Below are 25,903 nucleotides of genomic sequence, written 5' to 3' on the forward strand. Positions count from 1 at the left end.
GTACTTGCCCGTGCGTATGCACGGGATCGCTTGATCATTCGGTCGACGCGCGATGAGCGCCGCCGCAGGCCTACTGGCCGTCCTCATCCTCACCCTCGCCACCGGTTACTTCGTCGCGCAGGAGTTCGCCTTCGTGGCGTCCGACCGGGGCGCACTGCGTGACCAGGCGGCGAGTGGCGACGCCGCCGCCCGCCGGGCCCTCGAGGTCACCGGCCGCCTGTCCTTCATGTTGTCGGGCGCGCAACTGGGCATCACCGTCACCACCCTGCTCGTGGGCTTCGTCGCCCAACCGGCGATCGCCGACGTCATCAGGAGCCCGCTGAGGGACCTCGGCGTGCCGGACACGGTGGTTGCCGGACTCGCCGTCGCCATCGGTGTCGCCGTCGCGACGATCATACAGATGATCTTCGGTGAGCTCGCGCCCAAGAACGTCGGCATCGCCCGTCCCGAGGCGGTCGCGAAGTTCCTCGCCCGCTCCACGCTGCTCTATCTGAAGATCGCCGGTCCGGTGATCCACCTGTTCGACGCGGCCGCGACCAGGCTCGTCCGCCTCGTGGGCATCGAGCCCGTCGAGGAGCTCGAACACGGTGCGACGCCCGACGAGCTGTCCCGCATCGTGGCCGACTCCGCCTCGGCGGGCGAGGTGCCGCCGCGGCTGGCCGAGCTCCTGAAGCGGTCGCTCGAGTTCGGCGACCACGTCGCCGAGGACGTCATGGTCCCCCGCCCCCGGGTGGTCTCGCTGCGCGCGGACCGGCCGGTCGCCGACCTGCTCCAGAGCCTGCGCGAGCACGGCCGCTCGCGATACCCCGTGCTCGGGACCGACACCGACGACGTGGTCGGCGTCACCGGCGTGCGGGAGTACCTGGAGGCCGGGTCTCCCTCCGCCGGCCTCATCGGCGACCTCACCCGCCCGCCCCTGCTGGTCCCCACGACGCTCCCCCTGCCCCAGCTGCTCCGGCGCATGTCCGCGTCGGGCGACACGTTCGCGTGCGTGATCGACGAGTACGGCGGGCTGGCCGGCGTGCTGACCATCGAGGACCTCGCGGAGGAGCTCGTCGGCGAACTGGTCGACGAAAACGACCCCGAGCCCCTCGGCGTCGTACGCCACCGGGACGGGACGTGGGACGTGCCGGGCACGCTCCGCCTCGACGAGGTCGAGCGCGCCACCGGCGTGGCCCTCCCCGAGAGCGAGGACTACGAGACGATCGCCGGCCTGGTGCTCGCCTCCCTCGGCCGGATCGCCGAGCCGGGGGACGAGGTCACCACCGCCGTCGCCCAGGAGGCCGACCTGTTCCGCGACGACGAGCCGGAAGTCCACCGGGCCAGGCTCAAGGTCCTGAGCGTCCACCGCCACGTCCCCGAATGGGTGCGGCTCGGGCTCCACGACGAGGAGGCGGACGGCGAGCGGCCCGGCGAGGAGCCCGCGGCCGACAACGACAACCACGTCGACTACGCGCCCGAGCTCTTCTCCGCCCTGTTCCAGGGGAGGCCCGCATGAGCGAGTTCGGCGCGATCCTGCTCGGCGTCTTCCTGCTGATCGCCAACGGCTTCTTCGTGGCCACCGAGTTCGCCCTGGTGTCCTCGAAGCGGCACCGCCTGGAGGAGGCGGCGCTGTCCGGCGGCAACCTGGTCAAGCTGGCCGCCCGCGGAGCCGTCCGCGGGGGCAGGCAGCTGCCGTTGATGCTCGCCGGCGCCCAGCTCGGCATCACGCTGTCGTCCCTGGGACTCGGCATGGTCGCGGAGCCCGCCATCGAGCACGTGCTCGAGCCTGTGCTCGGCCTCCTGCCCGAGTCGGCGCGCACCCCCGTCGCCTACGTGGTGGCGCTCGCGCTCGTGACCTTCCTCCACATGGTCGTGGGGGAGATGGCGCCCAAGTCGTGGGCGCTGACCCGCCCCGAGCGGGCCGCGATGGCTCTGGCGCTGCCGTTCCGCGGCTTCACGTGGGTCGTCCGCCCCCTGCTCGCCGTGCTGAACGGCGCGACCAACGGGCTGCTGCGGCTGTTCGGCGTCCGGCCGCGCGACGAGCTGGCCACGACGCGCACGCCGCACCAGCTCGCCATGCTGGTCGCCGAGTCGGGCCGGATGGGCATGCTCGACCGGGACGAGCACGATCTGCTCACGCGGGCTCTGCGGGTCCAGTCGCAGACGATCGAGCGGCTGACGGTGCCGCTCGACGAGGCGCCCGTGGTGTCCGTGGACGCGGACGACTTCCAGGCGCGGCAGACGGCGGCCCGCAGCGGGGATCTCCGCATGCTCGTCGTCTCACACCAGGACGTGGTCGGGGTCCTGCACGTCCGGGACGTGCTGGTCCAGCCGGGACGGCCACTGGCCGAACTCGCCACCCCGGCCCCCCGGCTCCCGAGCGTGACGACGGTGCCCGACGCCGTGACGGTGCTCCAGGACGCCCACGCGGAGCTGGGACTGGTGACCGACAGGAACGGCGAGGCGATCGGGATGATCAGTCTGGCGACACTGGTCGGCGAACTGCTCGCGGCGTGATCATCGGCACGCCGGGCGTCGCGGTCGACGCGGCCAGCGCCAGCGCCCCCGCGAGGGCGAAGGCCGTGCCGAACCCGGCGTGCGTGATCAGGGCGCCGAGGATCGGGGGCGTGCCGGCGGCGATCAGGTTCTGCCCCGTGTTCTGCGCTCCCATGGCCCGGCCGGCCCAGGCCGGGCCGGCGAGTTCTGAGACGGCGGTGAAGGCAAGGCCGTTCCCGCTCATCGAGATCACCAACGCCGCGACGAGCAGGGCGGGAGCCGCGGTGTTCCCGGCCTGCACGGCCGCCGCCAGCACGAGCATGACGGCGGCGTTGACCAGGGCGAGCCGCCGCATGGGACCGACCCGGCTGCCTGCGAGGTCCGACCACCTGCCGCACAGGAGCCTGCCGCCCGCGCCGGCGAGCTGCGCGGCCGCGATCACCTGACTGGCCGTCGCGGCGGCCCAGTGGCGCTCGGCCACCAGGTAGGTCAGCGCGAAGGCGGCGGTGGCGAACTGGGGGACGACGAGCAACATGCTGGCCGCGTGCACCCGCCACAGCGCCGGGTCGGTGTACGGCGAGGCGGAACGTGAGCCGCCGGACGTCTCGGAACGAGGGGGGTCCACCACCATCAGCCCGACACAGCAGGTCGTGACGAGGCAGATCGCGGCCATGGCCAGCAGGGCGCCCCGGACGCCCCCGAGGTGGAGGGCGGGTGGGGCGATCACTCCGGCGAGGGCCACGCCGAGGGGTTGCGCGGTCTGCCGCCAGCCCATCGCGACCCCGCGCCGCTCCTTCGGGAACCAGCCGAGGACGACCCGTCCGCTCGCGGCGTTCGCCGAGGCGCCCGCGGCGCCTGCCAGGCCCAGAAGGGCCGCGAGCACGGCGGGATGGCCGGCGAACGCCGCCGCCCCCAGGAAGACCGTGGCGAGGGCGAGTCCGCTGGTCATCGCGAGCCTCTCGCCGTACCTGTCGGCGACCCAGCCCCACGCGATGAGGGTGAAGAGCATGCCCGCGCTGGGCGCGCCGACGACGACCCCGGCCTCGGCGAGTGTGAGCCCGTGCTCGGCCTCGAGGGCGGGGAGCAGGAACGGCAGGCCGTACATGAACACGCATCCGGCGCCCTGTGCCGCCATGCCGAGGCTCAGCATGGCCCAGCGATTCGGTCTTCCCATGCCAGGCATGCTAGGCCGTATCTCTCCATTTAAGACAAATATGTTCATATCATGAGACACATGGAAAAGTGATCTAAGCCGCTCCGGAGAGTGCCGCAAGCCGGCAGAAAGCGCAGTGCAAGGCCGGCCGGGACAATGGTGATCACAAATCGGCCGGACGACGGGGGAGGAATCATGGCGATCGGCCACACCGCCGATCCGTCTTCTCCGGGCTCCCCGCGGATCCTCGGCGGAGGGCGGAAACGCCCCCGCCACCATGGGTCCGACGGAAACACGCCCGGGCATGACGCAACAGAAAAGGCCTCAGGATGGAAGCTTTGCTTCCGCCACCTGAGGCCGTCGATGAATCTGTGGGCAAGGGGGGAGTTGAACCCCCACGTCCTTTCGGACACACGGACCTGAACCGTGCGCGTCTGCCATTCCGCCACTTGCCCCTTACGGGTGCTCCCATCGCTGGGTGCCTGGAAAGGTTAGCACGCAACCGCCGGTGCTACCGAACCCGGATACGATCCTTCTAGACGACGGAGCGAAGGAGCTCGCTGAAGCCCCGGAGCGGGTCGCGACCATAGACAGAATGGAAGGGAGGTAGCCGGTGGGAGTCCTTCAGCGCTTCGAGCGCAGGCTCGAAGGCTTGGTTGAAGGTGCCTTTGCGCGGGCCTTCAAGTCCGACCTCCAGCCGGTCGAGGTTGCAAGCGCCGTGCAGAGGGAGATGGACGAACGGGCGGCGATCGTCGCCCAGGGCCGGACCCTCGTGCCGAACGACTTCGTGGTGGAACTCTCGACGACCGACAGCGAGCGGCTCGAGGTTTACGCCGACAGCATCGGCCACGAGCTGGCCAACCTCGCCCGGGAGTACGCCACGGAGCAGGGCTACTCGTTCGTGGGACCGGTCAGGATGCGGTTCGAGACGGCCGACGACCTCGCGGTCGGGCTGTTCCGGATCCGTTCGGGCGTCATCCGGGGGGCGACGGTCGAGCAGGACGAGATCCGCCAGCCGGTGAGCGACCTGCCCGCGGGCCGCCCAGGCGCCTTCGGCGGACGCCCTCGGCTTCTGGTCTCCACCCAGGACGACCCTCAGGGGCAGCGGTCGTACGAGCTGACAACTCCGGTCACGCTGCTCGGCCGAGGCACCGACTGCGATCTCCGATTGGTGGATCCCGGCGTCTCACGGCATCATGCCGAGCTACGAGTCGAGGGGCAGCAGGTCGTACTCGTCGATCTGGGTTCCACGAACGGCACCTTCATCAACGGCCAGCCGATCCGCAGGATCGAGATGCAGGACGGGACGAGGGTGACGTTGGGCCGCACGACACTGGTGTTCCGCCGCGATTAGAGGTAGACAAACCGTCCATGTCCGAGCTAACGCTGCTGCTGATCCGGCTCGCCTTCCTGGCGGCGCTGTGGTTCTTCGTGATTGCCGCGGTCGGCGTCATCCGGACAGACTTGTTCGGCCCCCGTACGGCGCCCGCGGTCGCACGGAAGCCGGCCAAAGTGGCCAAACCCCCGTCCCGGGCCAAGAAGGGGGATCCTCGTCAGCTGATCGTCACCGGTGGCCCCCTGCAAGGGACCATCATCAACCTCACGGAGACTCCCATCACCATCGGCCGAGCGAACGATGCCACGCTGGTCCTCAGCGATGACTACGCTTCGAGCCGGCACGCCCGGCTCTTCCCCCAGGACGGCCAGTGGATCGTGGAAGATCTCGGCTCGACCAACGGCACGTACCTTGAACGCTCTAAAGTGACCCGCCCGACGCCGGTGCCTCTCGGAGTTCCGATCCGCATCGGCAAAACCGTCATCGAATTGCGCAAATGACAATCGCACTCCGCTACGCCGCCCGCTCGGACGTCGGCCTCCTCCGCGAAGGCAACGAGGACTCCGCGTACGCCAGCGCGCGCCTGCTCGCCGTCGCCGACGGCATGGGCGGGCATGCTCACGGCGAGGTGGCCAGTTCGGTCGCCATCGCCGCCATGTCGTCCCTTGACAAGGACGCATTCGGGGGTGACCTGCTCACCGAAATCGAAGCGGCGGTCCGGGACGCCAACCATCAGCTCCACGCGATGGTGGCCCGGGACCCGAGCCTCAAGGGCATGGGCACCACCCTCACCGCGATGCTCTGGAACGGGCCCCGGTTCGCGCTGATCCACGTCGGCGACTCCCGCGCGTACCTGCTGCGCAACGGCGAGCTCTACCAGATCACCCACGACCACACCCTCGTGCAGTCGCTGGTGGACGACGGCCGCATCACCCAGGAGGAGGCCGCCAACCATCCCCAGCGGTCCATCCTGCTGCGCGCCCTGGACGGCAGCGGCGAGGTCGACCCCGATCTGCAGGACCGTGAGGCCCAGGTGGGCGACCGGTACCTGCTCTGCTCCGACGGTCTGTCCACCGTGGTCAGCGCTGAGACCCTGCACCACACGCTCAGCACGGTCGAGGACCCGGAAGAGACCGTCCGCCAGCTCATCGACCTGGCCAACAGGGGCGGCGGGCCCGACAACATCACCTGCGTGCTGGCCGACGTGATCGAGGTCGACGACACCCAGCCTCCGCTCACCGCGGCCGCGGTCGTCGGGGCCGCGGGATCCGGACGGGTGCGCGGCGTTCCGCCGGACACACCGGCAGGCCGTGCCACCGTCATCACCGCTCCGCAGCCCGTGATCGTGGACGACGACCTCGACGGGGAGCCGCTGGCCGACGCGCGGGCGGCGAGGCCTTCCAAGAAGCGCCGGTCCTGGCCGCTCGTGACCACCATGATCGTGATCGTGGCCGCCGTGCTCGGGGCCGGCGGCTACTTCGGCTACAAGTGGACCCAGGACCAGTTCTACGTCGGCGCCAGCGGGGGCGAGCTCGTGGTCTTCCGCGGCGTCGACGCGCAACTCGGTCCGCTGTCGCTGAACAAGGTCGCCTACACCGATCACGTGAAGCTCTCGTCGTTGTCCGCCGTCCAGCAGGACCAGATCCACAGCGGGATCCCCGTCGACACCCTTCAGGCCGGGATCTCCACGCTCAAGGGCTTCACCACCGGCACGACGGACACGAACACGCCCCCGCAGGACGGCGGCGCCACTCCGACCCCCTCGAGGTCCGCTAAGTGAGTGCTGTCGACGGCGCCCCCGTCCCGATGACCGCGAAGCGGCGCGGGGCCCAGCTGGCGATGCTGGCCTTCGCCGTGCTGATCGTCATGGGCGCCTACGCCAGCGTCGGCCTGGGGTTGGACGGCAAGATCCCCTCGGGCATGCTGACCTACGGTCTCGGTCTCGGCGCGCTGATGCTCGCCGCCTACCTCGTGCTCGCGAAATTCGCCCCCTGGGCCGATCCGCTCCTGCTTCCCCTGGTGACCCTGGTCAACGGCATCGGGATCGTCATGATCTACCGGCTGGAGCAGGCGCCCATGCCCGGCGCCAACGCCACGACCCAGCTGATGTGGACGGCGCTCGGCGTCGTGATGTTCTCCGCGACTTTGATCGTGTTGAAGGACCAGCGCGCCTTGCAACGCCTGACGTACACCGCCGGTTTCGCCGGAGTGATCCTTCTGGCGATCCCCGCCGTTCTGCCCGCCAGCCTGAGCGAGGTGCAGGGCGCGAAGATCTGGATCCGCCTGGGCCAGTTCTCCATCCAGCCGGGCGAGTTCGCCAAGCTCGCGCTCGTCGTCTTCTTCGCCGGCTACCTCGTCGCCAAGCGCGACGTCCTCGCCCTCGCCGGCCGCCGTCTGCTGTTCATCGACCTGCCCAGAGCCCGCGACCTCGGCCCGGTTCTCATCACGTGGGGCTTCGCGATCGCCACGCTGATCCTGGAGAAGGACCTCGGCACCTCGCTGCTGCTGTTCGGCACGTTCATCGCGATGTTGTACATCGCCACCCAGCGCACCTCGTGGGTGCTCATCGGGATCCTGCTCTTCGCCGGCGGCGCCGTACTGGCCGGGATGGCCTTCAGCCACGTCGAGGCCCGCTTCGACGCCTGGCTGCACGCGGACTCGCCGGAACTCTACGAGACCGCCGGTTTCCAGCTCATGCAGGGGCTGTTCGCCATGGGCTCGGGAGGCATCCTCGGCACAGGTCTCGGGCAGGGTCACCCCAACCTGATCCCGCTGGCGTTCTCCGACTTCATCTTCCCCGCGACGGGCGAGGAACTCGGCCTCACCGGCCTGATGGCCCTCCTCCTGGTCTACGCGCTGATCGTCCAGCGCGGGCTGCGGACGGCGATAGCGGCCCGCGACCCGTTCTCCAAGCTGCTGGCGGGGGGCCTGTCGTTCATCCTCGCCTGGCAGGTCTTCATCATCGTCGGCGGCGTGACCAGGCTGATCCCGCTCACCGGCCTGGTGACGCCGTTCATGTCCGCGGGAGGATCGGCACTGCTGGCTAACTGGATGCTTATCGCTGTTCTGGTACGCATGTCGGACGCGGCCCGCCGGCCGCCGCCACAGGCCATCCAGGACGAGGGGCTCACCCAGGTGATGCAGCGATGAACGGCACGCTCAAGCGAGCCGCGGTGGCCTGCCTCCTCATGTTCGGCCTCCTCATGGCCAATGTGACCTATCTCGGGGCGGTGAAGGGCGACAGCCTGCGCCACGACAACCGCAACGTGCGGTCCTTCTACGAGCGCTACGCCGTCGACCGCGGGTGGATCACCGCCGACAACGGCAAGGTGACGCTGGCCAAGACCGTCGACTCCGGGGACCCCACGTACCGGTTCGAACGGAGATATCCGCAGGGCAAGGCCTTCGCCCACGCCGTCGGTTATTTCGCGCCCGAGAGCGCGACGGGGATCGAGGGCGCGGAGGGCAAGTACCTCGACGGCAGCCACCCCGACCTGGTCGTCCGGCGCGCGATCGACCTGATCACCAACAAGCCGGCCAAGGGCGCCAGCGTCGACCTGACGCTCAACGTCGACGCCCAGCAGATCGCCTACAAGGACCTGGCGAACACGGGCAAGCGCGGAGCGGTCGTGGCGCTCGACCCGCGTACGGGGGCGATCCTGACGATGGTCTCGGTCCCCTCCTACGACCCCGACCCCCTCGCGGTGGCCAACAAGGACAACGTCAACAAGGCCTACGCCAAGCTCGAAAAGGATCCGAACCACCCGTTGCTCGACCGGGCCATCGACCTGACCTACGCACCGGGCTCGACCTTCAAGACGATCACGTCGGCGGCGTTCCTCAGCGACGACTCGTCCCGGAGCGCCGAGACCGAGGTCGACGCGCCGGACTCGAAGACCTTCAAGGACAGCAACACGCCGCTGGTCAACTACCACGGCGAGTCGTGCGGCGGCCGGGCCACGCTGCTCGAGGCGCTGACCATCTCCTGCAACACGCCCTTCGGCATCATCGGAGTCGGTCTCGGCTACGACAAGCTGAAGGACCAGGCGGAGAAGTTCGGCATCGGCAAGAAACTCGCCATCCCGCTGAGCGTCGCGGGAAGCAGCATCGGCAAGGACGAGGGGGAGACCGCTCTCGCCCAGACCTCCATCGGGCAGCGCAGCAACCAGATGACCCCGATGCAGATGGCGATGGTCGCCGCCGGGATCGCGAACAAGGGCACGGTCATGACGCCCTACCTCGTCAACAAGATCATGGGACCGGACGGCAGCGAGGTCACCTCCACCGACCCCGAGGAGTTCTCCGAGGCGGTCGATCCCGAGGTCGCCTCGCAGTTGACGAAGATGATGGTGAACGTGGTGCGGTCCGGAACCGGCACCGCGGCCCAGTTGCCCGGCATCACGGTGGCCGGCAAGACCGGCACCGCCGAGACCTCGCCCGGCCAGGCGTCACACGCGTGGTTCATCTCGTTCGCCCCCGCGGACAACCCGCGGGTCGCCGTGGCGGTCTTCGTCGAATCCGGCAGCGCGGGCAACGACGCGTCAGGCGGAGGCGTCGCCGCCCCGATCGCCCGTGACGTCATGCAGGCGGTACTCAAGAAATGATCTCAATGAAATCGTTGTCGGACAGGTGGCCTGGTCGGACCGGCACCATCGCCGCTCACGTGACGTCGGCACTCCCGTACGCGACGCGGTCGGCTATGGTAAGCACCGCGGCACAATCCACCCGGACGCCCACACCGGCTCCGTCCCCGACCCCGACCCCCATTCAGACCGCCTCAACCGCGACGCCAGGTGATGCTCCCGGCCCCCCGGGGTCCCCAAAAGGCACAAGACCTCTGAATGAGGAGACGTGATGGGGAAAGGGACCGATGATGGACAGCGGTGGCACCCCAAGATGAACGGCAAGGGACAGTGCAGGAAATGACTCAGCCACGACTTCTCGGCGGACGCTATCAGCTCGACGGCGTCGTCGGGCGTGGCGGCATGGCCGAGGTGTATCGCGCCCGGGACATCCGGCTGGACCGTATTGTCGCGATCAAGACGCTCCGCTCCGACCTGGCGCGCGACCACACCTTCCAGGCGCGGTTCCGGCGGGAGGCCCAGTCGGCCGCCTCGCTGAACCATCCATCGATCATCGCCGTGTACGACACGGGCGAGGACATGATGGAAGCGACGCCCGTGCCGTACATCGTGATGGAGTTCGTCGACGGGCGGACGCTGCGGGACCTGCTGCGCGCCGACAGGCGACTGCTGCCCGAGCGCGCGATGGAGCTGGTCGACGGCATCCTCCGGGCCCTCGACTACAGCCACAGGGGCGGCATCGTCCACCGGGACATCAAGCCGGCGAACATCATGTTGACCCGCAACGGCGAGGTCAAGGTCATGGACTTCGGCATCGCCCGCGCGATGGCCGACTCAGCCGCGACGATGACGCAGACCGCCCAGGTGATCGGCACCGCGCAGTATCTGTCGCCTGAGCAGGCGCGCGGTGAGCGCGTCGACGCCCGCAGCGACATCTACTCGACCGGCTGCGTGCTCTACGAACTGCTCACCGGGCAGCCGCCGTTCACCGGCGACTCCCCCGTGGCGATCGCCTACCAGCACGTCCGGGAGGACCCGATTCCGCCGTCGCGGATCGACCCGGAGATTCCCAAGTGGGCCGACGCGATCGTGCTCAAGGCGATGGCGAAGGACCCCGTCCAGCGCTACCAGAGCGCCGAGGAGATGCGGCGCGACATCCAGCGCGCGATGTCCGGCATGCCGGTCGACCCGCAGACCATGGCCATGGCCAGCAACTACAACTCGTACGGCGGGCAGGACCGCACCCGGACGATGGCCGCGGGGCAGGGCCCCAACGGCCAGGGCACCCGGTCGATCCCGCAGTACAACTACGGGGCTGAGGAGCGGGGCGGCCGTTACGACGGGCACCGCCGGCAGGACAACGACAACAGGGCGCTCAAGACCACCCTGTGGATCGTCGTCCCGCTGCTGATCATCGGCGCGTTCGTCGGGATCGGGTGGCTCACCTTCGGCGGCGGTGGCGACGACCCCGCCGCGAAGGTCAAGGTGCCGGTGATCGCGGGCCAGACGAAGGAGGCGGCCGAGGCCGCGCTGAAGGCTGTCCCGCTCACGTTCACCTACGGGACCGCGGAGTTCAGCGACGACGTGCCCAAGGACTCGGTGATCAAGACCGACCCCGAGGCCGACACCGAGGTCGACCCGAGCTCCTCCGTCACGATCATCCTGTCCAAGGGCCAGGAGCAGATCGAGGTTCCGGATGACCTGGTCGGCAAGTCGCCGGAGGACGCCCAGGCGCAACTGGAGGAGCTCGGTCTGAAGGGCAGCGTCGTCGCCGCGGTGTCCAACACTCCGCAGGACCAGGTCTTCAGGATCAGCCCCAAGGCCGGCAGCAAGGTCGGCAAGGGCGACACGGTGCGGCTCTACGTGCCGAAGGAGATGACCGAGGTCCCGTCCGTCCTCGGACTGACCCAGCAGGACGCGAAGAACACGCTCAAGGGGGCGGGCTTCAACGTCAAGACCGTCACCGCGGAGAGCACCGTGGTGCCCGCGGGCAACGTGATCGACCAGTCGCCGCAGAGCGGCAAGCTGGCACCGGGGACCACGATCACGATCACGGTCTCCAAGGGGGCCCCGCAGGCTCCGCCGCCGCCGCCGCCGACCACTCCGGACCCGGGCCAGACGCCGGACCCGGGGCAGACGCCGGATCCGGGCCAGACGACGCCGGACCCGGGGACCGGTGGTAACGGCCAGTAGATCCTCAGTGCGAGAGGGCCCGCCAGTTTTCTGGCGGGCCCTCTCGCCGTTCCTGGCCACGACACGGAACGACGGTCTCAGCAAGCTCGGCGACGGAGCCGCACCGCACGACCAGGGGAACCCGCGACAGCGGATATGACGCAGCGGGGCGAGCCCGCGCAGACGACCGGGAAAACGCAGACGGCCCGGGGAAAACAGAGAGGGCCTCCGCCACTCGGGGGCAATGGCGGAGGCCCTCATCTGTAGTTCGCCGGGCGGCGGGAAAGCGTTACAGGATTCCTCGAAGCCAGTTGCCGAGAAGCCGGTGGCCGTGCTCGGACACCACCGACTCCGGGTGGAACTGCACCCCTTCGAGGGGCGCGCTCCGGTGGCGCAGCCCCATGACGACGCCGTCGGGAGTGGTGGCGGTGACCTCGAGGACGTCCGGCACGGTCTCGGGCACGACCGCCAGCGAGTGATAGCGCGTCATCGTCACCGGTGAGGGGATGTCCGCGAAGACGCCCCTGCCGTCGTGGGCGATCAGGCTCGTACGGCCGTGCATGAGTTCGGGAGCCCGGGTCACGGTGCCGCCGTACGCGACGGCGATGGCCTGGTGGCCCAGGCAGACGCCCAGAAGCGGGAGCCCGCGCTCCGCACAGTGCGACACGAGGGGCACGCTCACCCCGGCGGCCTCGGGAGTGCCCGGTCCGGGGGAGATCAGGACGCCGTCGAAGCCGTCGGCGTCCTCGACCGTGACATGATCACGCGGCCGGACGTCGCAGTCGGCGCCAAGCTCACGGAGGTACTGGACGATCGTGTGGACGAAGCTGTCGTGATTGTCCACCACGAGGACGCGGGGCGCGGTCATGCGTCTCTCGGGACCGAGAACTCGATGGTCACTCCGCCAGACTATGGCAATCACGGCACATCACTGTGGAACCATCCGGATCACCGCAGGTCAGGCAGGTGGTGCGCGCGGGGATCGCCGTGGAACGGCCACGCCGACTATTCTTACTCGGGACTCCGTCCGAACAGCGGTTACGCTACTGACAAAGCCCGCACAACCGCGCGGGTGCCCACCAGGAGAACTCCGTGCCCAAGCCCAAGACCCGCAAGAAGGCCGTCTACACGGCGCCGCAGAAGACGCAGTCGGTCAAGGTCAGCCCGCGCTGGCTCGCGCCGGTCATGGTCGCCTCCTGGCTCATCGGCATCGTGTGGATCGCCGTGTACTACGTGGTCCCCGACATGCCTGGTCTGTCCACGCTGTCGAACTGGAACCTGCTGATCGGGTTCGGGTTCATCATCTTCGGCGTGATCCTGTCCACCAAGTGGCGGTGATCGAGCCCCGTCCGACGCCCCGGCCGGCACGGCCCGGAGTCCAGACCTCCGGGAGGCCGTGACGCGGCCTGCGTGGCCGTCGTCCCGGCACTTCCCGGAGTGATTCTTTCCACAGGCTTTATCCACAGCCTGTGGGCAGCACGAACTCAAAAACTTGACAGGACGAGCGGCGTCATCTGGGTGACCAGCAGGATGAGTACGACGAGGACGGCGGCCGCGGACCCGAACTGGACCGCGGCGCGGTTCTTCGCCGGAGCGTAGGCGAAGGCCGCGGCCACCAGCGTTCCGGTCACGAGGCCGCCCAGGTGCCCCTGCCAGCTGATGCCCGGCAACACGAACGTCATGACGATGTTGATGCCGATCAACATGAGGACGCCGCGCGCGTCGTACCCCATCCTCTTGGCGACCACGAAGAGCGCCCCGAACAGGCCGTAGATCGCGCCCGAGGCGCCGACCGCCACATTGCCGAACAGGTAGATCGCGACCGAGCCCCCGATCGCGGACAGCAGGTACAGCGTCGCGAAACGCAGGGAACCCAGCCGCCGCTCGAGTTCCGGCCCGATCACGTAGAGCGCCCACATGTTGAACGCGATGTGGATCACTCCGGAGTGCAGGAACGCCCCGGTGATCAGCCGCCACCACTCGCCGACGTAGATGTGCAGCGCCGACACCGCGAACTCGCCCTGGAACGAGGGCACGAGGGACTGCAGCCCGAAGGCGACGACGTTCGCGATCAGCAGCGCCCAGGTGACCCGCGGCTTGGCGACATAGGCGCCGCCCATCGGGGCCTGCGCCTGCCGTACGGACTGGTTGCCCTCGCGGACGCACTCGACGCACTGGTGGCCGACGGCGGCCTCACGCATGCAGTCCGGGCAGATCGGCTTGTTGCAGCGCTGGCAGCGGACGTAGGTCTCGCGATCCGGATGCCGGTAACAGGTGGGCACGGCCTCGGCACCCGGTGGGACCGGAGGCTGCTCCGAAGGCGGGGGCTGGGAGGTCATGACGTCCTCTCAAGGGGCAGGTCAATCGCTCCCAGCCTATAAGCCGCTGACGCTGGGGAGCGGTTCAGGAACGCTCGATCGTCACCTCTTCGATGACGACGTCCTCGACGGGCCTGTCACGGCCGTCGGTCTGGGTCTTGGCGATCGCGTCCACGACGTCGCTGCCCTCGATGACCTCACCGAAGATGGTGTGACCCTGGTTGAGGTGCGGGGTCGGCGAGACGGTGATGAAGAACTGAGATCCGTTGGTGCCCTTGCCGAACCGCTTGCCCGCGTTGGCCATGGCCAGCAGGTACGGCCGGTTGAACTGGTTGTCGACGTGGATCTCGTCGTCGAAGCTGTAGCCCGGGCCGCCGATGCCCTGGCCCAGCGGGTCGCCGCCCTGGATCATGAAGCCGCTGATGACCCGATGGAAGATCGTGCCGTCGTACAGCTTGTCGGTCGTCTTCGCGCCCGTCTCCGGGTGGGTCCACTCGCGGCCGCCCTCGGCAAGCTCGACGAAGTTGCGGACCGTCTTGGGCGCCTGGTTCGGGAAGAGCTTGACACGGATCGTGCCGCGGTTGGTGCGCAGGTTCGCGATGAGGTTCTCAGCCATCGGAGGCCGCCCCCTTATGTACAGGTGTTAGTTGTCCGTTGAACAGGGTATCCACGACGGCTCCCCGACCTGCCCAGGATTGAGCCGCAATCACACGGGAAGGGGGTCGTCACAGGGCCCCGTCGACAGGGGAGGTTGATTGTGTCCCTGACAATGAAGAAGAGGCGCCACACCGAGGCGATGGCGCCGCAGGCGTGGCTCGGGCTGATGAAAGGGCAGGCCAGGAAGGCCGGCCGGAGAGTGAGCCCGATGGCGGAGACAGCTCGCGACATGGCCGCCCATCGCCTCGAGGACGCCAGGATCTGGGCTGCGCCCAAGCTCGACCAGGCCTCGCATTCCGTCGAGGAACAGCTCGCGCCGATGGTGAGCGCGTTCCTCGCCGAGATGTCCCGCCGGGTCGACGTGTCGCCCGCGAGACCCCGCCGCCGATGGCCGATACTCGCGCTGCTCACCGGCGCGGCGATCGGCGCCGTCGGCGCCATCATGTACCGCAACAACGCGCAGCGTTGGACGGACACCATGAAGGACAACATGCGGGAGGGCGTTTCCGACACCTCGAAGTGGACCGGAGAACAGGCCAAGGAGGCCGCCGACAAGGCGGGCAGGAAGAGCGACGACATATCCGGCAAGATCTCCTGACGTCGTCCCCGCCGGGTTCCGGCGATGTTCTCCACCGAGGTGGACGGGTACGGCCGGCGCCGATCGAAGCGCCGGCCGTACTCGTATGCGGGGGTCGTCCCGCAGAGGTCATCCAGCCGGGTCCTCACTCCGGGCCCGCGCCTCGCCGGCGTGATCCCCTTCCCCGAGCCGGCGCCCGGGTGATCCGTCGAGCCGGCGCAGCATCTCCGGCAGCTCCCCCTCGTAGACCACGGTCAGCCTCCGGGTCGCCCTCGTGATCGCCACGTACAGGTCCTGGCCGCCCTTGGCCGACTGGCCCAGGATCGCCCCCGGATCGACGACCACGACCGCGTCGAACTCCAGGCCCTTGCACTGGACGACCGTGAGCACCGCCACCGTGGCGTCGAGCGGGTCGGCGGTCTCGGGGAACAGCGCGGCGACCTCGGCGCGGCGGGCGTCGGGGGTCACGATCGCGAGGCGGCCCTCCCCGATGCCGCGGAGCTCGGACTCCACCAGGTGGCGCAGGTCGGTCTGCGCGGCCGGCACGGCGCGCGGCGCGGCCTCGCCGTACCGTACGGACTCGGGGGGCGTCTGGCCCGGCGCGACGGCGCTCAGGACGTCCGCGGCGACGTCCATGATCTCCACGGGTGTGCGGTAGTTCACGAGCAGCCGCTCCTCCCGCCAGCGGCCCTCGACGTAACGGTCGAGCATCTCGCCCCATGAGCGGGCGCCCGCGGCCGAGCCGGTCTGCGCGACGTCCCCGACGACGGTCAGCGAGCGGGTGGGGACCCGGCGCATGACGGTCCGCCAGGTCATCTCCGACAACTCCTGCGCCTCGTCCACGATGACGTGGCCGTACGCCCAGTCGCGATCGCGGACGGCCCTGTCCGCCGTCGTGATCGTAGGACCGTCGTCGCGGTGCCGGTCGGCGACGTCCGACGCCTCCATCAGCTCACCGAGGTCGTTGATCGCCAGGACCCCGGCGGCGTACGTCTCCTCGGCCCGCCGTCTCCGCTCGGCGAGCCGCTCACGCCTCCTGGCGGGGCTGTCGTCCTCGCCGAGGAGCTCCGCGGCCTCGTCGAGCAGCGGGACGTCCCCGACCGTCCACGGCGCGTCACGCTCGCGCAGCAGGACGGAGAGCTCGGCCTCGGAGAGGTACGGCCCGGCGGCCGAGCGCAGCACGTCCTCGTCGGAGAGCAGTTCACGGATCAGGTCCTCAGGGGTGAGTTCGGGCCACAGGCCGTCGAGGGCGTCGCGCACGGCCTGGTACTGCCAGAGGTTCTTCGCCGCGTAGCGCAGGTCCTCCGCGTCGACCGGGCGGTCGAGTTGGGTGGCCTCGTCACGCGCGAGCGCGCCGAGCACCTGGCGGACGAAGGCGTCGCGTGCGAGGTTGTGCGGCCGGAGGAGGGTGCGTGCCCGGTCACGGGCGCGGACGCACGAGGCGTGGTCCATCCGGACCGTCATCTCCTCGACCACGACCTCCACGCCGTCGCGCAGCGACGTCCGCACGGGGACGGCCATCTCGAGGTCGCCGTCGGGCACGCGCTGCCGGTCGCGCACCGCCTTCTCCACCACGGCCGCCATGCGCAGACCGCCCTTGACGACGGCCGCAGGTTCGGAGTCCTCCTCGACGGCGTGCACGCCGGAATGGAGCTCTCCCACGCTGGACAGCACCACCTCGGTCTCGCCGAGCGACGGCAGGACCTGGCCGATGTACCGGGAGAACATGGCGTTGGGGCCGATGACGAGCACACCACGCCGTTCGAGCGTGGCGCGGTGGGCGTAGAGCAGGTAGGCGGCGCGGTGCAGCGCGGCCACCGTCTTGCCCGTCCCCGGACCGCCCTGGACGACCAGGACCCCGTGGAGGCCGGAGCGGATGACTCGGTCCTGCTCGGTCTGGATGGTGGCGACGACCTCTCCCATCCGGCCGGTGCGCCCGCGCCGTAGGGAGGCCATCAGGGCGGCCTCGCCCACCAGCGTGCGGCGATCGGCCTCGCTCATCCGGTCCAGGTCGAAGACCTCGTCGTCGATGCCGGTGACCGTGCGGTCGCGCAGGTGGAGATGGCGGCGCCGTACGAGGGCGCCCGGGTCGGCCGGCGTCGCGACGTAGAACGGACGCGCGGCCGGCGCCCTCCAGTCGATCAGCTTCGACTCGTGCTCGTCGTCGCGCAGGCCGATCCTGCCGATGTACAGCGTGTCGCCGCGGTCGTCGTCTATGCGCCCGAAGCACAGGCCGCGCTCGACGGCGGACAGCTGGGAGAGGCGTCGTGCGTGCTCGTCCGCGGTCACCTCCCGCTCGACCATCGCCTGCCGGGTGCCGGACCCCCCTCGGGCGAGGACGTCGCGAAGCGCCTCCCGCGTTCGGTCCCGAACGACGTCGAGCCGTTCGTAGAGCATGGAGACGTAGGACTGTTCCCCTCGCAATGCCTCGGCGCGCGCGGTTCGAGATTGACGTCGCTCCATCTCTTTGATAAACTCCTCCTGGAATATGTGTCGACATCCTGAGAAATTTCGACAGAGTATTCCAGCATAGGCCACAGAGCTCCCGACGCGCGCTTCCGCACGCCGGGAGTTTTTTCGTTGGCGGCCGCCCGGGCCCTACCGCGTCGGCCCCCCAGGGGTTGTCTCGCCCATTTGACTCTCGGTACTGCAATTCAAACGCAGAGTGAGAATGCGATAACCAAGAGATATCGGTCACAACCAGCGAAATTCCGGGCGTCCTAGTCCGGGACTGACCAGCCATTACGGCGGCGGCCCGCTCTATCGACGATCACCGTCGAGACTCGATATCGGAAATCTGCGCCTTTATCTGGTGAACCCCTGTGACTATCGATGCGTCTTTTGTGTCAAGGAGGCCCGGATGGACGTCCTCGACGGGCTGGTGGACCAGGAGCTCCGCTTGGAGCTGATCCTCGTCCAGGCCCTGCACGAAGAGGCGGAACGGCTGGCCGCCCCAACCGTCCGCTGAACCCCTCGAGGCCCGCCGCCTTCCCCCACGGAAGGCGGCGGGCGTTGACCGGAGCCTGCCCCGATCGGGCCGCACGGCCGGGTCACATTTCGGGGTCACATTTCGGGGTCACATGTCGGGGCGGAAGACCACCCGCACGCAGCCGTCCTTCTTGTCCCTGAACATGTCGTATCCGAGAGGGGCCTCGTCCAGCGGCATGATGTGCGTCGCGAGGTGGGAGGTCACCAGCTCTCCCCTGGCCACCAGGTCGAGCAGCATCGGGATGTACCGATGGCCGTGTTGCTGGGCCCCGCGGACCGTCAGCCCCTTGTTCATCATCGCGCCGAGCGGGAAACGGTCCACCATGCCGGCGAAGACGCCCAGGATGAACACCGACCCGCCCGGACGGCACGCGAGGATCGCCTCCCGCAGGGCGAACGGTCGTTCCTGCTCGGTCCCCGGGCGCCGCTTGGCCGGCTCGTGCACGAGGTCGGCGCCGACGGCGTGCGCCTCCATCCCGACCGCCTCGATACAGACGTCCGGACCTCGGCCTCCGGTCCGTTCCCGCAGTTCGGCGAGGACATCGGTGGCCGTGTAGTCGACGACCTCGGACCCGACGTGGCGCGCGGTCATCGCCAGCCGCTCGGGGAACCGGTCGATCGAGATGACCTGTTCCGCGCCGAGCAGCATCGCCGCGCGCGCCGCCATCTGGCCGACCGCGCCGCAGCCCCAGACGGCGACCACGTCTCCGGGTTTCACGCCCCCGAGGTCGGCGCCCATCCATCCGGTGGGCGCGGCGTCCGACGTGAACAGCGCGCCGGTGTCCTCGACGCCCTCGGGCACCTGGAACGCGTTGTGGTCGGCGAAGGGCACCCGGATGAACTCCGCGTGGCTGCCGTGGAAGCCGCCCATCATGTGCGAGAAGCCGAAGACCCCGGCGGTGGCGCCGCCCCAGAGCGCCTCCGCGAGGTCGGGAGTCGGGTTGCTGTTCTCGCACAGGGACCACAGGTCGTGCCGGCAGGCCCAGCAACGCCCGCAGCCGATGATCGAGCACACGACGACACGGTCGCCCGGCTTGTGCCGCCGGACGTCGGGTCCGGTCTCGACGATCTCGCCGAGGAACTCGTGGCCGATCACGTCGCCCGCCTGCATCGCCGAGACGTAACCGCCCAGCAGGTGGAGGTCGGAACCACAGGTCGTGGTCGCGAGGACCTTGACGATCGCGTCTTGACCGTTGAGGATGCCGGGATCCGGCACCCGTTCGACCGTCAACTCGCCGACGCCCTGCCAGCAGACCGCCTTCACAGCCGCTCCTCCCCCGCGGAACGCGCGAGCGCCATGTCGACCACCTTGGCCATCGGCCTCCCGGCCCTGGCCGGGAGGCGCCGGGACAGATCCGGGTCAGGGCGGAGCACCTCGCCGGTCTCGATGAGGGATTTCACCTGGCGCAGCGCCGTTCTGACCTGCTCGCGCGGGTGCTCGCCGCGGAGCCTGGCCAGGACGGCGGCACGGCCCACCGGCATGGGCCTGCGGGGGCGCGCGTAAAGCTCAGTCCCGCGGTCACCGGGCGCCTTCTCGATGCGCACCTCGACGTCGAGGTCTGCCAGCGGCCGCGGCAGACGCCCGTCGGGCGCCACGTCGTCAGTGCGGCAATTGATGGTGACGGCCATCCACCTGTGCCGTTCCCTCGGGTCCTTCACCGGCGAAGGACCCCGGCGCCGTGCGGCCAGCCAGCGCGCCACGACCACTCCGGTCCCGGCCAGGCTCACCACGCCGATGACGACACGTTTCATAGTTCGTCCCCCTTTGGACGGGTAAGTCCATGGGAGGGCTACCCACCGGCCGCGCGCGGCTATCTCCGCATGAGGTCGCGTGAGGGGGAGTTGGGCAGGGCGGGACCGAGGCCGCCGGGAGTTCGCGATTCCCTGACCGACGCAGGAGTTTGACCGGCCCGGACCCGGTACCGGGAACGGCCGGAATTCGGCGCTTCCCGCGCTGTGCCTGTACGGCCGCGTCAGTCGTGTCGGGGCGTCCCGCTCACCTCGTGGTCGGCGTGGAACAGCGCCTCCGCGATGAGCGCCCTGACATGGGAGTCGCGCGCCCGGTAGAGGACACGGCGGCCGTCCCTCCGGGTGTGCACGAGTCCGGCGAGCCTGAGCTTGGCGAGGTGCTGGGAGACCAGAGGCCGCGACACGGCGATGGTCTCCGCGAGCGAGCCGACGTCGTACTCACCATGGGAGAGCAGCCACATCAGGCGCAGCCGGGTGGCATCGCTGAGCATGCGAAACGCGTCGACGGCGGCGTTCACCCGATCGGCCGCGGGTTGCTCCTGCGACTGGTTGGCACCTGATTCGTTGTCGCGTGCGTACATGACTACATATAATCGCCGGACAACCATGTCGTCCGCAAGCGAGGCATCATGTCCGACACCCTGCCTTCGACGTCGACGCCGTCCGAGCATCCGCGCGAGCCTCCGCCCGGCGCATCACACGGGAACACACACGGGCACGGACACGGACACGGACATGGACATGCGCCCGCACATGGACATGGGCACGGGCATGCTCACCCGCACGCGGACGGGGTGGCTCACGAGGGCGCCGGCCAGGCCCGGGGCCGGTTCGGCCGGATGACGTCCGCGGCGCGGCACGCGTTCACGCCGCACAGCCACGACAGCGCGGACAAGACCGACGCGGCTTTCGAGTCGAGCACGCGCGGCCTCCGCGTGCTCGGCGTCTCGTTCGCCGTCCTCATCGTCGCTGCGGCGGTGCAGGGGGTCATCGTGGCGATGTCGGGCTCGGTGGCGCTGCTCGGCGACTCGTTGCACAACGTCGCCGACGCGCTGACCGCCGTCCCGCTCGCCATCGCCTTCTCCGTCGGCCGCCGCCATGCCAGCCGCCGCTTCACCTACGGGTACGGCAGAGCCGAGGACCTCGCTGGGATCGTCATCGTGCTGATCATCGCGGTGTCGGGCGGGCTGGCCGGCTACGCCGCCGTCATGCGACTGCTCGAACCCCAGGGCGTACGGGCTCTCGGCTGGGTCGCGGCGGCGGCGGTCGTCGGCTTCGTGGCGAACGAGTGGGTCGCCCGGTTCCGCATCAAGGTGGGGCGGGAGATCGGCTCGGCCGCGCTGGTCGCCGACGGCCTGCACGCCCGCGCCGACGGCTTCACCTCGCTCGCCGTCCTGATCGGCGCGGTCGCCACGGCGCTCGGACTCCCGATCGCGGACCCGATCGTCGGCCTGCTCATCACGGTCGCGATCCTCTATGTGCTCCGCGACGCGGCGCGTGAGATCTACCGGCGGCTCATGGACGCGGTCGACCCCGACCTGATCGACCAGGCGGAACAGATCATCGCGGGCACGGACGGCGTGCTGGGAATCGGCTCGGTTCGCCTACGCTGGATCGGCCATGCGTTGCGCGCCGAAGTCGACATCGTCGTCGGGCACCATCTGTCCCTGCTCCAGGCGCACGCGGTCGCCGTCGAGACCGAGCATCGGCTCATGCACGCCCTCCCGCGCCTGCGCGCGGCGACCGTGCACGCCGACCCCGACAGCCCGGACGGGACCGATCACCACGCCGCGCTCGTCAGCCATCGCCGGGCCGCCTGAGCGATCGCGCCGGGACGAACCCGCCGAGGCCCCGCCGTTCACACCTTCGAGCGAGCCGTTCCTCCACCACCCCCAAGGAGCACCTGCACGGTGACCGCTCATTCCGTGGTCGCGCACGCGGTCATCGAGCCTCTGTCCGCCGGCACGCCGACCTCCGGCCTCGACTCCGTAGTGGTGGCCGTCGTGCTGGGCTCGGCCCTCCTCCACGCGACGTGGAACGCCATCGCCCACGGCTCGCCCGACCGGCTGACCGGCTTCGCCCTCATCGGGATCCCCTTCACCGCGATCGGGGTGATCGGTGTCGCGATCAACGGTCTACCGCCGGCCGACGCCTGGCCGTTCATCGTCATCTCCTCGATCCTCACGGTCACCTACCAACTCCTCCTGCTGGCCAGTTACCAGCTCGGACAGTTCAGCCAGACGTATCCGCTCGCCCGGGGCACCTCGCCGTGGGTCGTGGCGGTGGTGAGCGCGACCCTGCTCGGGCAGGAGCTTTCCTGGACCGAGGCGGCCGGGGTCGCGGTCGTCTCCATCGGGCTGATGGGCCTGGTCTTCATCGGGGGGCGGCCGGACCGAAGCCGCCTGCCCGCGCTCGCCGCCGCCTTCGCCACCGGGGTGATGATCGCCGCCTACACGCTCGTCGACGGCGTCGGCGTCCAGCACGCGCCGGTGCTCACCTATGCGTCGTGGTTGTTCCTGTTCCAGGGGCCGGTGCTGCCCCTGATCGCCGTGGTCCGGCGCGGCCGTGCGCTGCCCGGGCTGATGCGCCCCTCGCTCGCGGCCGGTCTCGGCGGAGGAGTGGCGTCGCAGCTGGCGTACGGGCTCGTGTTGTGGGCCCAGACACGGGGTGCGCTCGCACCGATCGCCGCCCTCAGGGAGACCAGCATCATCTTCGGCGCGATCATCGGTGCGGTGTTCCTCGGCGAACGGTTCGGGTCGAAGCGGGCCCTCGCCAGCGTCGTCGTCGTGGCCGGGATCATCCTGATCAACCTGTAGTGGCGGGCGTCCGCCGTGCCCGCTCGATGTCCGGGCCCCGATACAGGTGCTCGGGTATGCGCGCGAGCGTCGAAGGATGCACCTGGGGGCCCAGGCCGTACAACTTCTGGAAGCTCATGATGAGCGGCCGCCACGCGTCGGGGTCGATGCGGTCGGCCGTGCCCGCCATGCGTATCTCCTCATGGACGTACACCCGCAGGACGCGCACCTCGATGGCCACGATCCCGCCCCGCTGAGCCTCGTCGTCATGCGCCACGTCGTGCACGCCTTCGACGACCACCTCCATGCTCACCGGGCATTCCGCGACCCTCGGGGGTCCCACCGTCTCGGAGGCGACGGGGGTGAGGCCGGCGCGGGCGAACTTGTCGGCCACGAACCGGTAGCCGCGCCTGTGCTTGGACGGCGGGACGGGATCGGAACCCGTCGTCAGCGCCAGCCTGTCGACGGCCGCCGCGAGCGAGTCGGACGGAAGGTTCAGCACGCCCTCGCGGGTTCGCAGCAGGTTCTGCGCGGTCTTCGAGCGGGCGCCGAGGCCGAGTACGGCCCGCCAGCCGAGCCAGAAGGCGGACGACATCGGCGCCAGGTTGGCCGATCCGTCCTCGTTGAGAGTGGAGATCAGCACCACCGGGGTGCCGAAGTACAGGATTCCGGGTTCGATCCGCGTGTGCGACGGGGTGGTCGTTGCCATGCGGATCAGTGTCTTCCCCCCGCCTGATCGACACTGGCGGCAATCAGACGGGGCATCCTCGCCTCGGCGTCGGTCAGCGGGGCGTGCCCGCCTGGCCCGCCTGACCCGCCTGGCCGAAGGTGAACAGCACCTTGCCCGAGCGCTCGGGCCGCTGGGCGTGCGCGATGGCCTCGCGGTACTGGCCGAGCGAGTAGGTGGCCTCGACCGAGGCGCCGAGCACGCCCTTCTCGACGAGCTCGGAGAGCTCCGCGTAGACCTGCTCGATCTCCTCACGCGGCGCGTTCCAGACCCAGTTGATCACGAAGATCCCGTGGACGGAGATCTCGCGGTAGACGAGCTCGCCGAGCGGCATGAGCGGCGGCTGACCGGTCACGGATGAGAAGGTGACGAATGCCCCACCGGTCTCGATCGAAGGCGCCACCTGGGCGACGACGTCGGCGCCGCCGATCCCGTCAAGGAGCAGCCGCAGCTTCGCGCCGTCGAGGGCCTGGGCCACCTTGTCGCCGAGGTTCTCCCCGTCGTCGACGATGACGGCGTCGGCGCCGAGTCTCCTCACGTGCTCGGCCGCCTCTTCCCGGCGGACGACGGCGAGCGTTCTGACGCCCGCCCTCCTGGCCAGGGCGATCACGTTCTGACCGACGGCGGAGTTGGCCAGCGTGAGGCCGATCCAGTCGCCGGGCTTCAGCGACACGTACCGGTTGAGCAGGTGATGGGCGGTCGCCGGGTTGACCCCGAGCATGGCGAGCTGAAGGGCGTCGGCCGCCTCCCCGACGGTGACCACGTTGCGGGCGGGGACGACGATCCTGTCCGCCCACGTGCCCTGCTCGTAGGTGGGGAGGACCAGCACGCGCCGCCCCACCAGCGCCTGGTCGGCGGCCGATCCGGCCGCGATCACCCGGCCGACGCCCTCGGCCCCCATCGCGAAGGGGAGCTCGGGCTGCACGGCGTACCAGCCGTTGGACAGCAGGAAGTCGGCGGGATTGATCGGTGCGGCCTCGAGGGCGACGAGCAGGTCGCCGGGGCCGGGAGCCGGAACGGGCGCGTCGTCGAGTCGGAACGATTCGGCGTCGCCGCCGAGCTTGGCGAGAAGGATCCTGCTCATTGTGGGGTTGCTCCTCATGCGGTCGAGCGGTTCACAGGGGATCGCCTGGCCGCGCTCACGCGGCCTGAGGCGAATGAAGGGGATGACCCTTGCGGAGGTTCCGCTCAGGCCTTGGTGTCCAGGACGACGCGGAACCGGGCCTCGCCGGAGATCATGCGCTCGTACGCCTGGGGCGCGTCCGACAGCGGCAGGGTCTCGATCATCGGCCTGATGCCGTGCCGCTGGCTGAAGGCGAGGTTGTCCTCGTTCTCGATCGAGCTGCCGGTGAGGCTGCCGCTGATCGTGCGTGTTCCGAAGGTGAGGTCGATGGTGCTGACGGAGATGGGATCCGTCGCGACCCCGACGACCACCATCCGGCCGCGCGGCGCGAGCCCGGGGATCAGCGCGCTCATCGACGCCCCGTTTGCGGCCGTCGCGATGATCGCGCCCGCGCCGCCGAGCTCGACCAGGGCCTCGCCCGGGTCGGCCTGAGTGCTGTCGATGTAGTGGTCGGCGCCGAGCTGGTGTGCCAGCTCGGCCTTGCCCGCGCCTCGGGCGATGGCGGCGACGCGGTAGCCGAGCTTCGCGGCGTACTGGACGCCGAGGTGACCGAGGCCCCCGATCCCCTGGATGGCGACGAGGTCTCCCGGGTGGGTGCCCACCTGCTGCAACGCCTTGAACGTCGTGAGGCCCGCGCACAGCAGCGGCCCCGCCTCGTGGGAGTCCATCCCCGCGGGGACGCGCACCAGCCCGCTGGTCTTGGCGTAGGCCACCTCGGCGTAACCGCCGTCGACGTCGGTCCCCACCCGCTGCTGGTCGGTGCAGTTGACGAAGTCGCCCCGCCTGCAGCGGTCACATTCCCCGCAATGGCCGCCGAGGAATCCGACGCCGACCCGCTCGCCGACCCGCCAGTTCCGCACACCCTCGCCGACGGCGTCGATCACCCCGACGAGCTCGTGACCGGGGACGACCGGCAGGCTCGGGTCGGCGCGAAGCCCTTCGACGGCGAGGACGTCGGAGTGGCAGACACCGCAGCTCTCGACCCGGATCCGCACGTGGCCCGGGGCAGGCGGCGTGAGTTCGCGCTCCACGAGCGCGAACCTGCGCGATCCGGTCACTTCGACGGCACGGTAGGTGGACATGGTTCTCCTCGAATGGGATGGATCCGGAGGCCGTTCGCCGTCCCGATGGTCGGCGGCACCCGGCGGTTTCAATATGACCGGTCGTCTTAGATCGTGTCAAGCGCTCGCCGGTGCCGCCGGTCGCATCCCGTTCCCGACTTGACGACGGGCGAGACGACCGGCCAT

The 25,903-nt window shown here is 69.8% G+C and carries 23 protein-coding genes and 1 tRNA gene; 12 read left to right on the plus strand and 12 right to left on the minus strand.

Translation table 11 applies throughout. From position 1 onward, the window contains the following. Positions 1-52: 52 nt before the first annotated feature. Positions 53-1,498, plus strand: coding sequence for a hemolysin family protein (locus Pka01_RS20080; protein WP_203884342.1), 1,446 nt, complete (start codon positions 53-55; stop codon positions 1,496-1,498). Continuing rightward, the gene (locus Pka01_RS20085; RefSeq protein WP_203884343.1) at positions 1,495-2,499 is read left to right on the plus strand and encodes a hemolysin family protein; all 1,005 of its coding nucleotides are present in this window, start codon (positions 1,495-1,497) and stop codon (positions 2,497-2,499) included. Before Pka01_RS20080 ends, Pka01_RS20085 begins: the two co-directional genes overlap by 4 nt. Here the strand turns inward: Pka01_RS20085 and Pka01_RS20090 are convergent. Both Pka01_RS20090 and Pka01_RS20095 read right to left on the minus strand, forming a co-directional pair. After that, positions 2,459-3,652 carry an MFS transporter gene (locus Pka01_RS20090; protein ID WP_203884344.1) on the minus strand — a complete coding sequence of 398 codons (1,194 nt, stop codon included), beginning with the start codon at positions 3,650-3,652 and terminating at the stop codon, positions 2,459-2,461. The genes Pka01_RS20085 and Pka01_RS20090 overlap by 41 nt on opposite strands. Positions 3,653-4,003: 351 nt before the next feature. Beyond that, positions 4,004-4,086 (minus strand) — tRNA-Leu (locus Pka01_RS20095). Positions 4,087-4,244: 158 nt separating this feature from the next. Here Pka01_RS20095 and Pka01_RS20100 point away from each other — a divergent pair. The 6 genes from Pka01_RS20100 (at position 4,245) to pknB (ending at position 11,743) form a co-directional block, all read left to right on the plus strand. Continuing rightward, positions 4,245-4,985, plus strand: coding sequence for an FHA domain-containing protein (locus Pka01_RS20100; protein ID WP_203884345.1), 741 nt, complete (start codon positions 4,245-4,247; stop codon positions 4,983-4,985). Positions 4,986-5,002: 17 nt separating this feature from the next. Further along, positions 5,003-5,467, plus strand: coding sequence for an FHA domain-containing protein FhaB/FipA (locus Pka01_RS20105; protein WP_203884346.1), 465 nt, complete (start codon positions 5,003-5,005; stop codon positions 5,465-5,467). Continuing rightward, positions 5,464-6,747, plus strand: a complete 1,284-nt coding sequence (locus Pka01_RS20110) for a Stp1/IreP family PP2C-type Ser/Thr phosphatase (protein ID WP_203884347.1) — start codon at positions 5,464-5,466, stop codon at positions 6,745-6,747. The genes Pka01_RS20105 and Pka01_RS20110 overlap by 4 nt, the downstream gene beginning before the upstream one ends. A 26-nt stretch (positions 6,748-6,773) precedes the next feature. Further along, on the plus strand, positions 6,774-8,117 hold the full coding sequence (locus Pka01_RS20115) for an FtsW/RodA/SpoVE family cell cycle protein (protein WP_203884405.1): 1,344 nt from the start codon (positions 6,774-6,776) through the stop codon (positions 8,115-8,117). Beyond that, complete coding sequence (locus Pka01_RS20120) at positions 8,114-9,571, plus strand: peptidoglycan D,D-transpeptidase FtsI family protein (protein ID WP_203884348.1); 1,458 nt, start codon at positions 8,114-8,116, stop codon at positions 9,569-9,571. The genes Pka01_RS20115 and Pka01_RS20120 overlap by 4 nt, the downstream gene beginning before the upstream one ends. 318 nt (positions 9,572-9,889) lie before the next feature. Beyond that, positions 9,890-11,743 carry a Stk1 family PASTA domain-containing Ser/Thr kinase gene (gene pknB, locus Pka01_RS20125; protein ID WP_203884349.1) on the plus strand — a complete coding sequence of 618 codons (1,854 nt, stop codon included), beginning with the start codon at positions 9,890-9,892 and terminating at the stop codon, positions 11,741-11,743. 268 nt (positions 11,744-12,011) lie between these two features. Here pknB and Pka01_RS20130 read toward each other — a convergent pair whose 3' ends face one another. Beyond that, entirely contained in the window at positions 12,012-12,590 is a 579-nt protein-coding gene (locus Pka01_RS20130; protein WP_203884350.1) for an anthranilate synthase component II, read from the minus strand. Between the two features lie 224 nt (positions 12,591-12,814). Here Pka01_RS20130 and Pka01_RS20135 point away from each other — a divergent pair, with 224 nt between their 5' ends. Next, positions 12,815-13,060 carry a cell division protein CrgA gene (locus tag Pka01_RS20135; protein ID WP_203884351.1) on the plus strand — a complete coding sequence of 82 codons (246 nt, stop codon included), beginning with the start codon at positions 12,815-12,817 and terminating at the stop codon, positions 13,058-13,060. Between the two features lie 146 nt (positions 13,061-13,206). Here the strand turns inward: Pka01_RS20135 and Pka01_RS20140 are convergent, their stop codons facing one another. Both Pka01_RS20140 and Pka01_RS20145 read right to left on the minus strand, forming a co-directional pair. After that, entirely contained in the window at positions 13,207-14,061 is an 855-nt protein-coding gene (locus Pka01_RS20140) for a rhomboid family intramembrane serine protease (protein ID WP_203884352.1), read from the minus strand. Between the two features lie 64 nt (positions 14,062-14,125). Further along, positions 14,126-14,656 carry a peptidylprolyl isomerase gene (locus Pka01_RS20145; RefSeq protein ID WP_203884353.1) on the minus strand — a complete coding sequence of 177 codons (531 nt, stop codon included), beginning with the start codon at positions 14,654-14,656 and terminating at the stop codon, positions 14,126-14,128. Between the two features lie 249 nt (positions 14,657-14,905). On the opposite strand from Pka01_RS20145, the gene Pka01_RS20150 reads away from it, so the two are divergent. Further along, entirely contained in the window at positions 14,906-15,295 is a 390-nt protein-coding gene (locus tag Pka01_RS20150; RefSeq protein ID WP_239115146.1) for a YtxH domain-containing protein, read from the plus strand. Positions 15,296-15,403: 108 nt separating this feature from the next. Here Pka01_RS20150 and Pka01_RS20155 read toward each other — a convergent pair whose 3' ends face one another. The 4 genes from Pka01_RS20155 to Pka01_RS20170 form a co-directional block, all read right to left on the minus strand. Continuing rightward, positions 15,404-17,737, minus strand: coding sequence for a HelD family protein (locus tag Pka01_RS20155; RefSeq protein ID WP_203884355.1), 2,334 nt, complete (start codon positions 17,735-17,737; stop codon positions 15,404-15,406). Positions 17,738-18,350: 613 nt separating this feature from the next. Then, positions 18,351-19,526 (minus strand): zinc-dependent alcohol dehydrogenase, encoded by a 1,176-nt coding sequence (locus Pka01_RS20160; protein ID WP_203884356.1) that lies wholly within the window; start codon positions 19,524-19,526, stop codon positions 18,351-18,353. Continuing rightward, positions 19,523-20,014 carry a hypothetical protein gene (locus Pka01_RS20165; RefSeq protein ID WP_203884357.1) on the minus strand — a complete coding sequence of 164 codons (492 nt, stop codon included), beginning with the start codon at positions 20,012-20,014 and terminating at the stop codon, positions 19,523-19,525. Before Pka01_RS20165 ends, Pka01_RS20160 begins: the two co-directional genes overlap by 4 nt. A gap of 221 nt (positions 20,015-20,235) precedes the next feature. Then, complete coding sequence (locus Pka01_RS20170; protein ID WP_203884358.1) at positions 20,236-20,592, minus strand: ArsR/SmtB family transcription factor; 357 nt, start codon at positions 20,590-20,592, stop codon at positions 20,236-20,238. A 213-nt stretch (positions 20,593-20,805) separates the two neighbouring features. Here Pka01_RS20170 and Pka01_RS20175 point away from each other — a divergent pair, with 213 nt between their 5' ends. Next, on the plus strand, positions 20,806-21,831 hold the full coding sequence (locus Pka01_RS20175) for a cation diffusion facilitator family transporter (protein WP_239115147.1): 1,026 nt from the start codon (positions 20,806-20,808) through the stop codon (positions 21,829-21,831). A gap of 171 nt (positions 21,832-22,002) precedes the next feature. After that, positions 22,003-22,827: an EamA family transporter gene (locus Pka01_RS20180; RefSeq protein ID WP_373318176.1), complete on the plus strand. Its 825-nt coding sequence runs from the start codon at positions 22,003-22,005 to the stop codon at positions 22,825-22,827. Here Pka01_RS20180 and Pka01_RS20185 read toward each other — a convergent pair. From Pka01_RS20185 to Pka01_RS20195, 3 genes are all read right to left on the minus strand, one after another. Further along, positions 22,817-23,515 carry a flavin reductase family protein gene (locus Pka01_RS20185; RefSeq protein WP_203884359.1) on the minus strand — a complete coding sequence of 233 codons (699 nt, stop codon included), beginning with the start codon at positions 23,513-23,515 and terminating at the stop codon, positions 22,817-22,819. The genes Pka01_RS20180 and Pka01_RS20185 overlap by 11 nt on opposite strands. A gap of 73 nt (positions 23,516-23,588) precedes the next feature. Next, positions 23,589-24,617, minus strand: coding sequence for a zinc-dependent alcohol dehydrogenase family protein (locus Pka01_RS20190; protein ID WP_203884360.1), 1,029 nt, complete (start codon positions 24,615-24,617; stop codon positions 23,589-23,591). Positions 24,618-24,721: 104 nt separating this feature from the next. After that, positions 24,722-25,738 (minus strand): alcohol dehydrogenase catalytic domain-containing protein, encoded by a 1,017-nt coding sequence (locus tag Pka01_RS20195; protein ID WP_203884361.1) that lies wholly within the window; start codon positions 25,736-25,738, stop codon positions 24,722-24,724. Between the last annotated feature and the right edge of the window lie 165 nt (positions 25,739-25,903).

It is taken from the genome of Planotetraspora kaengkrachanensis (assembly GCF_016862895.1).
Classification (GTDB): Bacteria; Actinomycetota; Actinomycetes; order Streptosporangiales; family Streptosporangiaceae; genus Planotetraspora; species Planotetraspora kaengkrachanensis.